Origin of the sequence: Flavobacterium ginsengiterrae (assembly GCF_039539785.1) — a bacterium.
Classification (GTDB): Bacteria; Bacteroidota; Bacteroidia; order Flavobacteriales; family Flavobacteriaceae; genus Flavobacterium; species Flavobacterium ginsengiterrae.
On record NZ_BAABDU010000004.1, the window covers coordinates 423,797 to 439,327 of the forward strand.

At 33.2% G+C, this 15,531-nt stretch carries 6 protein-coding genes; all 6 read left to right on the forward strand.

What is annotated here, in order from left to right:
- Position 1 precedes the first annotated feature (1 nt).
- The 6 genes from ABD859_RS12320 to ABD859_RS12345 all read left to right on the forward strand — a co-directional run bounded on the left by ABD859_RS12320 (position 2) and on the right by ABD859_RS12345 (position 15,496).
- Positions 2 to 2,080, forward strand: coding sequence for a fibronectin type III domain-containing protein (locus ABD859_RS12320; RefSeq protein WP_345144688.1), 2,079 nt, complete (start codon positions 2 to 4; stop codon positions 2,078 to 2,080).
- A gap of 3 nt (positions 2,081 to 2,083) precedes the next feature.
- Positions 2,084 to 3,496: a hypothetical protein gene (locus tag ABD859_RS12325; protein WP_345144690.1), complete on the forward strand. Its 1,413-nt coding sequence runs from the start codon at positions 2,084 to 2,086 to the stop codon at positions 3,494 to 3,496.
- Positions 3,497 to 3,503: 7 nt separating this feature from the next.
- Positions 3,504 to 4,862 (forward strand): hypothetical protein, encoded by a 1,359-nt coding sequence (locus tag ABD859_RS12330; protein ID WP_345144692.1) that lies wholly within the window; start codon positions 3,504 to 3,506, stop codon positions 4,860 to 4,862.
- A gap of 2 nt (positions 4,863 to 4,864) precedes the next feature.
- Entirely contained in the window at positions 4,865 to 6,259 is a 1,395-nt protein-coding gene (locus ABD859_RS12335; RefSeq protein ID WP_345144693.1) for a hypothetical protein, read from the forward strand.
- Positions 6,260 to 6,371: 112 nt separating this feature from the next.
- Complete coding sequence (locus ABD859_RS12340) at positions 6,372 to 12,959, forward strand: T9SS type A sorting domain-containing protein (RefSeq protein ID WP_345144695.1); 6,588 nt, start codon at positions 6,372 to 6,374, stop codon at positions 12,957 to 12,959.
- A gap of 77 nt (positions 12,960 to 13,036) precedes the next feature.
- A complete protein-coding gene (locus tag ABD859_RS12345) occupies positions 13,037 to 15,496 on the forward strand; it encodes a TonB-dependent receptor (RefSeq protein ID WP_345144697.1) in 2,460 nt (819 codons plus the stop codon).
- Positions 15,497 to 15,531 lie beyond the last annotated feature (35 nt).

Sequence of the window (15,531 nt, forward strand, 5' to 3'; positions counted from 1 at the left end):
CATGAATTTTAAATTTTTACTTATTCTTTTCTTTACTGCAATTGTCATATCAAATGCACAAAACAATCAGGCAAAAGACACTGTAAAAGCACCTGAGGAAATAGGCATACAACTTATAGCAAGAGTTCAAAAAGATAAAATTTTATTGCGCTGGGCTGTTAATGATCCTATTGCATGGAAAAAACTAAATCGATATGGATATTTAATTGAAAGAATTACAGTAACAAGAGACAAAAAAACTCTTGCAAATCCTGAAAAAGTTGTTCTGGCAAAAACACTAAAACCTGAACCAATTGAAGCTTGGGAAAAAATTATAGAAACCAATGATGAAGCTGCTATCGTAGCTCAGGCTTTGTATGGAGAAGATTTTGCTGTTACAGGAGCTGATAACTTAGGTGCTATCGTAAATCTCTCAGAAGAAACACAACAGCGTTTTACATTTGCGTTGTATAGTGCTGATAAGGATTTTCAAATTGCTAAAAAAGCTGGATTAGGTCTTGAAGATAATACTGTTAAACCAAATGAAAAATATATTTACAGAGTTAGCTCAAATGTTCCGGAATCAGAAATGAAAATCGTTTACAGTGGTGTATTTGTAGGTTTAAAGGATTATGAACCTTTGCCAAAGCCTATTGATTTCACCGGGAATTTTACAGATAAAAATGCAATGTTGAGCTGGAATTTCAAAATTCTTTCACATGCCTATGGAAGCTATTATGTAGAACGTTCACTAGACAAACAAAATTTTAAAAGAATTACAGATAAACCCTATACAAGTTTAAGTCAGGAAAATTCTAATAATAATCGAATTTTTTATATAGACTCTATTGCAAACAATACTACATATAGTTACAGAATTCAAGGTATTTCTTCTTTTGGAGAGTTAGGACCATATTCTGATGTAGTTTCTGGAAAAGGCAAAGAATTGCTAAAATATGTTCCACATCTTACAGTAAAAGAATTTAAAGACGATACATCTGTTAATTTAATTTGGGAGTTTCCAGAAGAAGGTAATGATGAAATCACAGGTTTTGAGTTAAATCGTTCTGATGCCGATGATGGCAAATACACAACTGTAATTAAAAACATTCCGGCAAAATCAAGAAATGTGGTTTACAATAAATTATTACCATCAAACTATTTTACGCTTACTGCTGTAGGCAAAAATGGAAACAGCAGAACTTCTTTTCCTATGCTGGTACAGCCTGTAGATTCGATTCCGCCGTCTAAACCTATTGGACTAAAAGGTACAATAGATAGTTTAGGAGTCGTAAAATTAACCTGGACTCCAAATAAAGAAAAAGACATGTTAGGTTATAGAATTTACAAGGCTTACAATGCAGATGAAGAATACAGCCAGTTGACTATAAGCCCCAGCGAACCTAATGCATTTGAAGATAAAGTTGTAATTAAAACATTGAACAGTAAAGTGTATTATAAGATTATTGCTGTTGACTATCGTTACAATATGTCGGTTTTCTCAGATCCGTTAATTTTAAAAAAACCTGATTTAATTGCTCCTGCTTCACCAGCATTTACAAAATATGAAATAAAAGACGGTTCTGTTTTTCTCGAATGGGCAAATAGTTCTAGCGACGATGTTGCTGTACATCAATTGTATCGTAGAGAAAATGATAATCAAAATTGGGTTTTAATATTTGAAACTAAAAACAAAGAAGAAAAATATCAGGATAAAAATGCATCTGAAGGCAGTGCCTACTCTTATGCAATTTATGCAAAAGATGAAAGTGATTTAGTATCCAATCCGTCACCTGCTGTAAATTTATTTGTTCCGAAATATTCATTAATGCCGCCTATTAAAGGTTTTTTTGCTCAAGTAAATAAAACTACGAACTCGATTGATTTGTCGTGGGAATATTCAAACAATGATGTGGATAGTTTTGAGATTTATAAAGCATCGGATAAAGACGCACTTCAATTGATTCAGGTTGTTACAGGAAAAACAAAACGCTTATCTGACCCTACCATTACAATTAATACAAACTACAAATACGGTATTCGCGCTGTATTTAAAGATGGAAGAATGTCTAAAATGGATTTTTATAGTTTAAAATTTTAACTTATGAAAAAACTCCTCTTAATATTGCTCCTAATATGTGGTACTAATTCTTTTGCCCAGAAGTATTATACGCTTACATTCAAATCTGAATCTAACTCCGGTGCTCCATTTAAATGGTGGCTGGAAGTAAAATACAATGGTGAATACCGCACAGAAATACAAAGTAATTATCAAGGAGGAGGCGATTTAGAAGAAACTTTTGAAATTCCTGCAGCCAGAGAATATCGATTTTATATATTACCAAACTACGGAATTGGCGGAGTTCAATATGCAGAGTTTGATAATTATACGCTGGAAGACGTTGTCTATGCGGGAGGCGAAGCTGTATTTATTCCGAGAGAACCGTATAATAACAGTCCTTTTTTAGGTTATATAACTATAAAATCAGGAAAGCCGCATATTCAAATTCAATCCTCGTCAACAAATATATGCTTTGGAGATGAAGTAACGTTAACTGCAACACCTGTAGGCTATTCCTCATCATACGCGGATGATTATCCCGCAGATGCAGAATATTATTGGTACTACAGTCTGAATGGAGGACAAACCTGGAGCAATCCTAATATTGAATTAAGCGGACTAAATACAAAATTTAAAATAGAAAAACTTATTGAAAGAGATTTAGAAAGAGATCCCTCTTTAAATAAAGGAAACATACTTTTAAAGATTGGTGCTAAATATAGTAATGCAACTGAGTTTAACGATAATCCTCCAATAAGTATAGATTATCATCATTGTTCTCCCGAAATTACAAATATAGAATATCTGCCTCCTTTATGCACTGGAGGCCAGGTTCCAAATATTATTTTAACTTTTAATAGAAACTTAACCTCTGTAGAACAATTACGTTATTTTCAGATAAAAAGAGTAGATGTAAAAATAAATCCGGTAACTAATCTCCCTGAAAACATTTTTGTTCCCTATCCTTTTTATGGAGAAGGTAATCCTAATAATGGTATAGTATCAAGTTTTGAAGAAAAAACACCAAATATATTTACCTATACCCTTTCCAACTTATCCGGATTGGAAAATAATGCAATTTATAAAATAGAATATCAAGCTTTTAACAATAATAAAAATATGGCAATTGTAGATTCTCCGGCAGAAGAGAATTTTACTTATAAAGATCCTCTTCCTTTAACTTTTGAATTAGAAGGATCAAATCCCCTTTGCTATAATAGTGTCGGGAGCGTAAAAATTACTGCACACGGAGGTTCTGGCGAATATTATTATTACTCTTTAGATGGAGGCGCAACAAAAAATCAATTTGCAAATAAAACATTAGTTACAACATCAATCGAAAACGGTAAAACTGTTGAAACACGTTCTGGCGTACAGCAGATTGAATTACCAACAAGTTCAACATTGATGCATAAAATTATGGTTACTGACGGAAATAACTGTACTGAACAGTAAAAGCATTATGAAGAAGATTATCATACTATTATTTTTATTATTTGCCGTAGGAAAAACACAGGCACAAACTTATTCTTTTTACTATTCATATAGTTCACAAGGTGCCCGCTGTTCAGATGGGGTACACGGGTGGCAGATGAGCATATATGCCACTCCTTATATTAATCTACAAGAAACTACAAATGGAACACAATATCCTCCAAGTTTTTATACCAAACCGTATACTTTAAAAACAAATCCTACAAAGTTTGATTTTAAAGTATGGGGATATGATTGTACTTCATCAACAAGCTGTGATCCCAAATTAAGCAGTCAATCTTTTACTCTCCTTGAATTAATAAAAGCAAAAACAGTGACTTTATGGGATTGTAAGAGCTATCAAAGATTTGCAATTGATGGTTTTCAACCGAATGTAAATATCAGGAATCTAGACAATGCTAATCCAAATTCAATATGCGCTGGAGGACAATTAAGTTTAGCTGCTTTTGCCACTGAATTAATTGCTGGTAATACTGATTTTCCAGCTGAAGTTTATCATTGGCAATATTCCTTAGATAATAAAGCAAGTTGGATAGATGTCCCTGCTTTTATTGGAGGAATAAAAACTAATGACGTTGCTACAACCAGATTTTCAATTAACGAACTTTTACCTGCGACGCATGAAAATTATCTTGATAAAACAATCTACTTTAGAATAGCTTACGGAAATGTAACTCCAATTGGCATTCTTTATTCTCCATGTGCTCCAGTTGTAAGTAATATCGAATATGTAAGACCTAAATGTGCTGGTGATAATATTCCTAGTGTTAAAGTGACTTTCAGCAGAAACTTAAATACACAGGAAGAATTAAGGTATTTTCAACTCTTAGCTGTAGACCCTATAACAAATGTTCCGGATGGCACACCTCCTATTACTTTTCCTTTTACTGTAGATGGAGATCCTAATAATGGGCTTATTAAAACATTTGAAGAAAAAACTCCCAATGTTTACACATATACTTTATCCAATTTTAAAGGTTTAAAAGACAAATCAATGTATCAGATAAAATACCAGGCATTTCAGAATAATGTTACACGAGGAGTTTCAATTTCTCCAAAAGCAAAAAACTTTACTTATGAAGAATATGAACCTGTAAAATTCAAAATTATAAAAGCAGAAAACCCTAAATGTGCTGGCGAACCTGTCAGCATTGTTATTGAAGTTACAGGCGGCACCAAAAGTTATGATTTTTACATTGATGGAAGTAAAATCAATGCAGTTAAAAATCAAATTGACGGGTATTATTATTTAACAGGACTAAATCCTGCAGCGCAAAATAACCTTAAAGTAGTTGATACAAACGACTGCATTGAAAAAAACATATAGTTATGAGAAAACTTTACTTTATTTTTATAATTATCTCTTCAACACAAATATTTGCTCAGACACTAACTGGTCTTACTTATACAATAGAAGTAGAATATGCTAAATATAATGGCAATTGTGCCGGATACAGCATGCCTCCCGAAACTACAACAAATTGTGACTCAAATACGTATAAATGGTTAATTAAAAATGGAGCAACAACTCTTGCTACTGAAATAATGACATTAACCACTACAAAAAATACATACACAATACCTGCTTATTCAACATATGATTTGTCTCTGACTGCTTCTTGTTATTGCAACTTTGGAGGACCCTGCACATTTTTAGCAACCGAAAATATATTGCAAAAGGGGTTTACATATAAAGGTGTTAACTATCCAAATCAATATGGAATCGAAGATGGTATTAGAGGTTTGAGGGCAGGTGGTTATTCTATTGGACCAAATACAATTATATGTATGGGATCTTTAATCCTAAATAATTTTAAACCAAACGGACTATCTATAAGTAAAATTAATCCTGCTATCCCTGCTGAGTATATTGCCGGCCAGCAATTAGACTTATATGCTATCACACCTGGTCCTGCAACTAATAGATTTCCTGATGCAGCTTATCACTGGCAATACTCATTAGATAATAAAGTAACCTGGATCGATGTTCCTTTAAACTTAAGTAATAGAACAAATCCAAGTTTTTCTATTCAGGATTTATTAGGAGAAGATCATGTGAATCACTTTGGGCCAATTGATTTTAGACTGGGATATAGTAATAGACCGTTTACAGATCCATATCGTATAAACTATACGCCAGGAACTGTATTAGTAAAGGATAGACATTATGAAGCACCTGATTGTTACAAAGACGATGTGAAAAGTCTGGTTGCTTATTTTGATAGAAAATTAATGGACGGTGAAATCTTATCTATACTTCATATAGTCCCATATCCAAAACCAACCCCTAGTACTCCAATGTTAGTACAGCCAACTGTTACTACATTAACTTATGATCCTGTTACTAAATGGCATAAATATTCTTTTGTTATTCCACAAGGCACTAACCTTGAAAATCGTTGGTATGTTCTTGAATACCAATCTATGGTAAATGGACAAGTTAAAGGCACCCTCGCAATGGGTGAGCCTTTTTTATATCAAAATCCTGAAATGGTAAAATTTGAAATAAAATCTGCTTTAAATCCACTTTGTAATAATGATCCGGTAGAAATTGTCCTGAACGTAACAGGAGGCTCCGGTTCTTATACTTTTCTTGTAGATAATAATGTAAAAGCGGCTACTCTCGAACAAGATGGATTTTATCACATTAAAGGTTTAATATCCACAGAGGTAAACTATATTAAAGTAATCGACAGTAAAGGCTGTTTTGAAAAAAATATCTAACAGTTAAAAAAGTCTAATATTCTTCTCTAAAAAAGATAGTAATAAGACAAAGCCAGTATAAAAACAGATTCAATATCATATAAAAAAAATGCTCCAAATAATAAAGGCAAATATGAAAAAACTATTACTTAAATTATTTCTTTTAATCAGCATAGCAGGATATTCTCAAAATGCAACTATTGGTGCCTTATCTAATGGCGCCAGGACAGTTACTTTTACAAATCCTACTGCTATTCAGATTGTGAAAATATCTGAATCAAATTCTACTGTTACTACACCTGCTGCTGGCAGAGAAGCAAACGGAAAAGTTGAATTTACAATTTCAGGAGGCACACCATCTACAAGTGGAAGTTTTTATAATTTATCGTTGAAAAAAGGAGGAACAGAATATTTAAATCCGTCCAATTTTACTATCACGCCTCAACCAGGAAATTTATACAAGGTTATAGTAACAGGCCTTGATGAAGGTATATACGTTGCTTCGGCAAAAGATTCTAAAGAATGTATTTCTTCTAATAATCCTAGTTTTACTATAAATAAACCGCTTTCTATAATTGTAAATGATATTTCAAATTATCTTATTCCATGTTATGGAGGTAAAGGTGCTTTAACTCAAAATGGAGCTTCAAGAGGTGCTCCTTATGGTGGAACACCTTCATATACTTATTATTGGCTTCAAAAAACATCATCTACCGCATTTACACAAATTAAAGAAGGACCTTCTGCAGACAACTTAAACATTGGAATATATAAGCTGATTGTTGAAGATCAATATGGAAACAAAGGGGAATCTAAAGAAATAAATGTGACCGAAAATCCTAATTTAATTGTCACTCCGGTTGTAAAAAATGCGACTTGTATTGGCTCAGCAACAGGTACAATAAACTTAAATATTTCCAGTAGTGTAACTTCTATAATTTGGACCGGAATTGAGATAGGTACGGCAGCAATTACAAATAATGGAAAAACATTAACTGGAAAAGCCGGAGCTTATACCTATACTATAAAATATGGAGATAATTGCACCTATACAAATATCGCGTCTATTGATGAACCTACAAGTGCATTAAATGCTTCAGCAACTTTTACACAGCCAACAACAGCCAACAACAATGGAAGAATTACTATTGCAGCAAGCGGAGGAATTATAGCTGGCCAAAGTGCTTCATATACTTATATCTGGAAAAAAGTTGGGGACGCTACATTTCAGCCTGGCAGCGTAAGTCAGTTAACAAACTTATCTAACGGTACTTACAATATAACTGTAATTTCATCTTCAGGATGTGAATTTAATATCCCGTCTGTAAAACTAGAAGCATTACAAATATCAAGCAATCAAATAACTAAAATAAAATGTAAAGGCGGAACAGGTTCTATATCTGTAACAGCAACTGGCGGAACAATTGCGGTAGATTATAAATATAAATGGTTTAAAAATAATGTCGAAATTTCTCCAACAACTTCAACAATTACCGGACAATCAGAAGGAACCTACAGAGTAGAAATTAGAGATGATAATAATGTAATGGTTAGTGAAAACTACCCGCTTACTGATCCTGCTCTATTAGAAATTGAAGAAAACATTGCATTAAGACAAAATGTAAGCTGTAATGGAGCTGGCAATGGAAAAATTTTCATTACTGCAAAAGGCGGTACGGGAGCTTATAAATATTTATGGAGTAATGGAAGCACTGCGCAAAATCCCGAAAATTTAATTAAAGGTAAGTATTCTGTGAAAGTAACAGATGCAAATGAATGCATCGCAGAATTAAAAGATATTGAAATAACAGAACCTGACCCTATTTCAATTCCAACTCCTACTGTTACAAAAGTTGCCATTTTTGGACAAAGCACTGGCTCAATAAGTATAGGAAATATAATTGGTGGTAATCCGGGACAATACTATTATTCCTGGACTTCAAATATTGGATTTACTTCTGCATCGAAAAATATTAGCGGACTAAAAGCTGGAATATATTATTTAACAGTTTCTGATTCAAAATCATGTACTTCCCAAACATTAACTGTAAATATTACTCAATCAGATTTATTACAAGTCGATATTAAAGAAACTAATTTTATAAAATGTAACGGAGATTCTAATGGAGTATTAACAGCCGAAGTTATTGGTGGTATTCCTCCATACAAATACAAGTGGAGCAAAAACGGCACTGAAATAAGCGGATTAAATACAGCCGTGATTTCTGGACGTGATTCTGGGAATTATAGTGTATTAGTGACAGACAGTGCAAATCCTGCTCCTGGACCTTATGCAACCGCAGAAAAATTAAATTACACTTTAGCTCAGCCAAATCAACTTATTGTTTCAGTTTTAAATAAAAAAAATGTACTTTGTTATGGAGCTTCTACTGGTGAGATAGTTATTAATATTGCAGGAGGAACCGCTCCTTATACTCAGGTTTGGACTAGAAATGGTCAATTATACAGCGGTCCTTTAGATAAACTTACCGCTGGTATATATAATGTTACAGTTACAGATAAGCCCGACCATGGTTGTACGGCATCGCTTTCTCAAACCGTTGAAATTACACAACCTGCTGCACCACTAAAAATTGATAGTCAATTACCAATAAACTTAACAGGTTTTCAAACTAATAACGGAAGCATTACAGTTACTGTTTCCGGCGGAACTCCAACATATACTTATGAATGGACTAAAGATGCCAGTGTCGCAGTAATTGGTACAACTAATAAAATCAGTAATTTAAGTGCTGGTATCTATCATCTAATCGTAAAAGATGCAAACGGATGCTCACTCCCACAAACAGATTATATAATATCCCAGCCTGACAAACTAGAGATTGTTAGCCTGACTCGTACTCCAAACACAAATATTTTATGTAATGGAAACAAACTGGGAGAATTTACTGCTGTAGTAACCGGAGGTGTAAAAGAGTATACTTTTGAATGGCTAAACAATACAACCGGAGAAAAATATACTTCAACTGAAGTTATTGGAACAACTTCTACGAGCTCAAAGGCATCAAGTTTAGGAGCAGGTAATTATATTATTTCCGTAAAAGATCAAAATAATAATACACTTTACGGTACTAATACCTTTACTATTACACAGCCAGATATATTAGCTTTTACTTATACAAAACAAGATGTTTCCTGTTATTCAGGAAATAACGGTACAATAACATTAAACATTACAGGGGGAACAAAAAATACAGACGTTACAAAACCTTATAATATTGTTTCCAGCGGTGGTGTAATTAACAGTCAAACTGGTGTTATCTCCGGCCTTACAAAAGGAACTTATACAGTAAAAGTTTCAGATGCAAATGGCTGTCAGACTCTGGAACAAATTATAGGAATTACAGAACCTGTTAATTCTGTATATATTGCAAGTTCTGCTATTACACCAACTACTGGTTTTGGACTTTCAACAGGAAAAGTCACGGTTACAGTATCAGGCGGGACTACAGGTTATACTTATCAATGGAAAAATAGTTTAGGAACACTTGTTGGAACAAACAGCCCAAATTTAAATAACGTTCCTTCAGACACATATACTCTTTTAGTAACAGACGCACAAGGCTGTACAACAGGAAATAACTATATAGTACCTCAGCCAACAAAACCTGTATTAACAGAAACTCATTTACAAGCAAAATGTAACGGCTTATTTGGTTCTTTAAATGCTATTACAACAGGAGGAGCTTCTTATAATCAAAATCAAGCTGATAGAAGTTATACTTATAAATTAAGAAATAAAATCAGTGGAACAGTAGTCTCTATAACCGGAAATACTGCCAATTTCACTAATATAGCCGATGGAAATTATGCTCTGACAGCAACAGATATTGCAGGAGTTGACTCTAACAGTATCGATGTAACATTTACACAGCCAACTCCAATTATTGTTACTTTGGCTTTAAGCTTAAATGTAAGCTGTTATGGAGGTCAGGACGGTTTAATCGCTGTTAACGTAACTGGAGGAACGCCTTTCATTGTAAATGGAACTCCTGAATATACTTATATCTGGAAAAAGAAAAACACTGCAACTAACCTTTACGAAAATTTTACACCAGCGTCATTAAGTGCATTATATGAAGGAATTTATGCTGTAGAGGTTCGCGATGCCAACTATAATGCTGGTGACACTTCGCATTGTGTTGGATTTTTAAATGATATAATAATTACACAACCGGCAGATTTTGGTTTTGAAATTGATAAAATGACGTATCAAAATCCAACCGCTGTTAACGGAAATGATGGTGCTCTTCATTTTGAAATAAAAGGAGGTAAAACAAATTACGAGTACAAACTTTATAAAAAAGATGCACTTGGAAATGAAACTGTCTTAAAAACAATTTCAAATACTTCTGCAAAAATGGTCGATTTTAACAATCTTATTAAAGATCATTATTATGTCTCTGTTCAGGATGATACAGGTTGTACAAAATACACAGATTTTGACTTTACAGATAATCCGTTAACAATAACAATCAGTCAGACGCAAAACATTACCTGCTTTGAATCTAACAACGGAATTTTAAAAGCTGTTGTAAACGGAGGGTTTGGTATTAAAACCATTTCTTGGTATCGAGATAATGTATTATTACCAAACGAACATAATGCTGAATTATTAAATGTAAAAATTGGAAACTACTATGCTGTTGTAAAAGATACAAAAGCAATAGAAGTTACCACTGGCCCGCTTACGGTTACTCAGCCGGATATGGTAACTTTCAGCACTGTTCAGGAACCTGTAAAATGTTTAGGAGACAATAACGGAACTATTACAATTAATGCAGCCGGAGGAAATAGCAGTTTTAGATATCGTTACTTTAACAATGGAACTTTAGTTCAGGATTGGACTAATTTCAGTAATGCATCTTCAACCATTATTACAGGTTTAGCCGATGGTGAATACAACATTCAAGTCCAAGATACACAGCAGTGTGCAAGTATAGATAAATTAGTAAAAATTACATCGCCAACAGCTTTAGCAATTGATAATATTATATCTGTTCCTGCAACAGGAAAAGGATTAAGCAACGGATCAATTTCTATAACTGCATTAGGAGCAAACGGAAATTACGGCTACAATTGGTTTAAAGCCAATGGTTCTACAATTAACCAGACAACAGCAAAAGCAATAAATTTAGCCGCTGGAAAATATTACATAATTATTACCGATGCTAAAGGCTGTAACCTTACTTCTCCATTAATCGAAGTAACTGAACCTCCTTTATTAGAAACTTCTATCAGCATACAAAATGTCGTTTTATGTAATGGAGATAAAAACGGAAGTTTAATACCTTCAACAACTGGCGGATTATTAAAACCAGGAGAAAATTACACTTATCAATGGTTTGAAATTGGTAACACAACTATTTTATCTACAAATACAATCTTAAGTAATATTGGAAAAGGCTCTTATTATGTAATAGCGAAAGATTCTAATGGAAACTTAGCCACAAGTCAAACTCTGCTTGTAACAGAACCAAACGTTCTAAACAATGTATTATCGTCTGATTATGTTCGTTGTGGTGATTTTGACGACTGGACAATAGATGCTGCACCAACAGGAGGAACTCTTCCATACACTTATGCTTGGAATACAGGAGCTAAAACAGCCAGTATCCAAAATGTGACACCTGGATATTATTCAGTTACAGTTACAGATAATCATGGCTGCAACATTACTAAAACAATTACTTTGACAGCACCAGCTCATCTTGATGCTGCAGAAGTAATCAAAATACCAACTTGTTATGAAGGTTCAGATGCTACAATTACAGTAACTACTATTGCTGGAACTGCACCTTTTAAATATTTATGGAATACAGGCGAAACCTCAAACATTTTAAAAAATGCTTCTGCAGGAGAATATTCAGTTGAAATTACTGATGCCAGAGGCTGTATTATTTTGAGAAAATACACTATTGAAAATCCTCCTAAAGATGTAATTGATTTAGGTCCGGATGTAACATTATGTTTCGATCAGACTTTAACAATTAATGCCACTATTGACGATGATAAAGCAACTTATTTCTGGACATCAGATAAAGGATTTACGAGCAATAAAGCAATGATTACTGTTTCTGAACCTGCAAATTATACTGTTGTAGTTACAAACAAACTAGGCTGTAAAGCTACAGACACAATTAAAATATCAAGCCAGCAGACAGCAATCAGTGCCGAATTTGCGGTTTCAAGTCAAGTATTTAAAAATGAAAAATTCATTATTGTAGACATTAGTAATCCTGCTGCAGACACAGTCGAATGGGTAATTCCTGCCAATGCAACTATCATATCTAAAAACGATGATTTTGCTGAAATAAGTTTTAGCGAGGCAGGCGAATATGATATTACAATAAACACAACCAAAGGAAATTGTACTGCTTATCAAACAAAAACTGTTTTAGTAACAGAAGGCGAATATGAAGAAGAAAATCCTGATACACAAGCGAAAAATTTCGATTTGAAAATTTATCCAAATCCATCATCAGGAAATTTTACAGTTGATGCAACGCTGGATAAAGTTATGCCGGCGAATGTAAAAGTATACAGTTTGAACAATAATGTCCTTATAGATTCAAAAGCTGATAATGGAAAATCAAATTACCTTTTCAACTTTAGTTTAAACGGACTTCCCTCAGGAATATATTTTGTTCTTTTTGAATCACAGCAAGGAAGTAAATTGAGAAAAATCATTATTCAATAATACTTGATTTATAAAATAAATATCAATTTCAAAAAGTAATGAAAGTCAAGAAAACTTGCTTTCATAGAAGATAAATAATGATTTTAAGTAAAATAAAATTTAGTATAATATTGCTTTTCTTTAGCGCATTAGGTTTTTCGCAAAACTTTAATGTACAAGAACTTGGAAAAGCAAAATTGATAAATGTATCCGGAGGAGTTTCTGCAAACAGCATATTCTACTCCGGAAATGCAGCCAGAGATCCGTTTACATATTTTTTAAATGGAAACGTTAATTTCAATGTTGCCGGATTGTACAATATTCCCTTCTCATTTTCTTATACCAATCAAAAATTTGGATACGGAAAACCGGTTTTAATGAATCGTTTAAGTATTCATCCGTCATATAAATGGATCACCGGACATATTGGTGATGTAAGCATGACTTTTTCACCTTACACTTTAGCGGGACATCAATTTACAGGTCTGGGTGTTGATTTAACGCCACAGGGAAAGTTCAAAGTAAGTGCTATGTATGGACGTTTACTAAAAAGCAGTGAATACGACAGCGCTTATCCGGATATTCTGCCAGCCTACAAAAGATTTGGTTATGGTTTTAAGACTAATTATGCTTTAGAGAAAATCAATCTTGGCTTAACATTTTTCAAAGCAAAAGATGTGATAAACTCAATATCAAATCCGGTGCCTTTTGAATTAGGAGTTTCCCCAAAAGAAAATGCCGCAGTAAGCTTAGAAACAACATTTAAACTGTTTGAAAAATTGCAGGTTTCCACTGAATTTGCAAACAGCAGTATTACAGAAGACACAAGAACACCAGACGGAACTAAAGCAAAAGGAATTGCTGCTTTATTTTTAAACCCAAACAATACAACGGCAAGTTACAATGCATTTAAAGGACAATTGGTATATCCAGCTGGAAAAGGTACGCTTGGTTTAGGCTACGAAAGAATAGATCCAAACTACAGAACATTAGGTGGTTATTATTTCAATAATGACCTTGAAAACATTACAGTAAATGCAACACAGACTTTATATAAAAACAAAGTCTCTCTTGCCGTAAATTTAGGTCTTCAAAAAGATAATTTAGAGAAGCAAAAACAAAGTCAGATGAAACGTTTAGTATCTGCTTTAAATGTAGATTATCGCGCTAATGACAAACTGAATTTTAATGTTAATTACTCTAATTTTCAATCGTATACAAACAGCCGTAACCAATTTGATTATATCAATCAAGTCTCAAATTATGATTACTTAGATACGCTAAACTTTAGGCAGGTAAATCAAAATCTTACTCTTGCGGTTAACTATTTATTAAAAAATGAAAAGACATTAAAAAAGTCCATCAATGCTAATTTTTCTATGCAGGATGCCATAAATCAGCAACAAGGCAGAACAATTGCAGGCGGCGCAACAACCTATTACAATTCCGGATTATCGTATAGTATTGGTTATCCAATGAAAGATTTAAACCTTATTGCTTCGATAAACAATACATACGGAAATACAGATGCGGGTAATAGTTTTATTATTGGACCTACAATTGGTGCTACCAAATTATTTTTTGATAAAAAATTCACAACTTCGGCTTCTACAAGTTACAATACCAGTTACAACGATGGTCAAAAGCAGAATGACATTATTAACTTCAGATTAAACGGATCATACATTTATCTGCAAAAACATAATTTCAGCGCTGGGGTTATATCACTATTCAGCAATTCCAGAATGCAGAAAAATAATGATTTAACTGCAACATTAACATATACATATTCTTTTGATAAAATAAAACTGCGCCCAAAAAGAGAACCACAAGCAGACAATGAGATTGAAAATGTACAAAAATCAGAACCAACTCTTAAAATAAATCTTAACGGAAATACTTTTGAAGGAACCCGTGATGAAATTAATAGCAAATTAAAAGTAATGCAGCTTGCTTTACAGCCATTGCCTGCCGAAGAAAATAGTAAATTAGAAAAACTGTTAAATGATGCATCTCAGGCAAAAGACGATAAAGAATTTAAAGAAAAAGCATTAGACTATTTAGAAACATACAATACTCAAGCAGAAACGCTGAAAAAATACAATGATTCTTTTTCAGAAGCAGTTCAAAAACTTGAAAAAGATATGACTCGTAAGGATCAAAGCCTTGAAAACGATTATTCTATTGCCATTGGAAGAGTAAACAGCCACGCTTTACATAATGAAAATAATCCTGATGTAAATACTCCAAACTACAAAGCTTATCAAAGATTAGTTGAAAGAGCTGAAAATGCCCGCAAACAATTGGTAAATCACAGATGGATGCTTAAAGAAATTCGTTTATTATCAAAAACACCAATATCGCAGCTACAGCAAAATCAATACGCATCTGATTTTACAAAACAAGAAATTGAAGAAGCTTTTAAATTAATAAAAAGCAAAAAAACTGGAGACGAAATTACCGAAGCAATTGAAATAAAAATAATTCCTTTTTATCATGAACTTGCCGTAAAAAATGCTGTAAATGATGAAGTCGAATTAAAACATATTGAAAAATAAAGTTGTAAAATAAGATACTAGCACAATAATGGATA

What these genes read in the sequence shown, in the direction of transcription:
- ABD859_RS12340 (WP_345144695.1), top strand. Translation starts at nt 6,372, where the DNA reads ATGAAAAAACTATTACTTAAATTATTTCTTTTAATCAGCATAGCAGGA.
- ABD859_RS12330 (WP_345144692.1), top strand. Translation starts at nt 3,504, where the DNA reads ATGAAGAAGATTATCATACTATTATTTTTATTATTTGCCGTAGGAAAA.
- ABD859_RS12335 (WP_345144693.1), top strand. Translation starts at nt 4,865, where the DNA reads ATGAGAAAACTTTACTTTATTTTTATAATTATCTCTTCAACACAAATA.
- ABD859_RS12345 (WP_345144697.1), top strand. Translation starts at nt 13,037, where the DNA reads ATGATTTTAAGTAAAATAAAATTTAGTATAATATTGCTTTTCTTTAGC.
- ABD859_RS12320 (WP_345144688.1), top strand. Translation starts at nt 2, where the DNA reads ATGAATTTTAAATTTTTACTTATTCTTTTCTTTACTGCAATTGTCATA.
- ABD859_RS12325 (WP_345144690.1), top strand. Translation starts at nt 2,084, where the DNA reads ATGAAAAAACTCCTCTTAATATTGCTCCTAATATGTGGTACTAATTCT.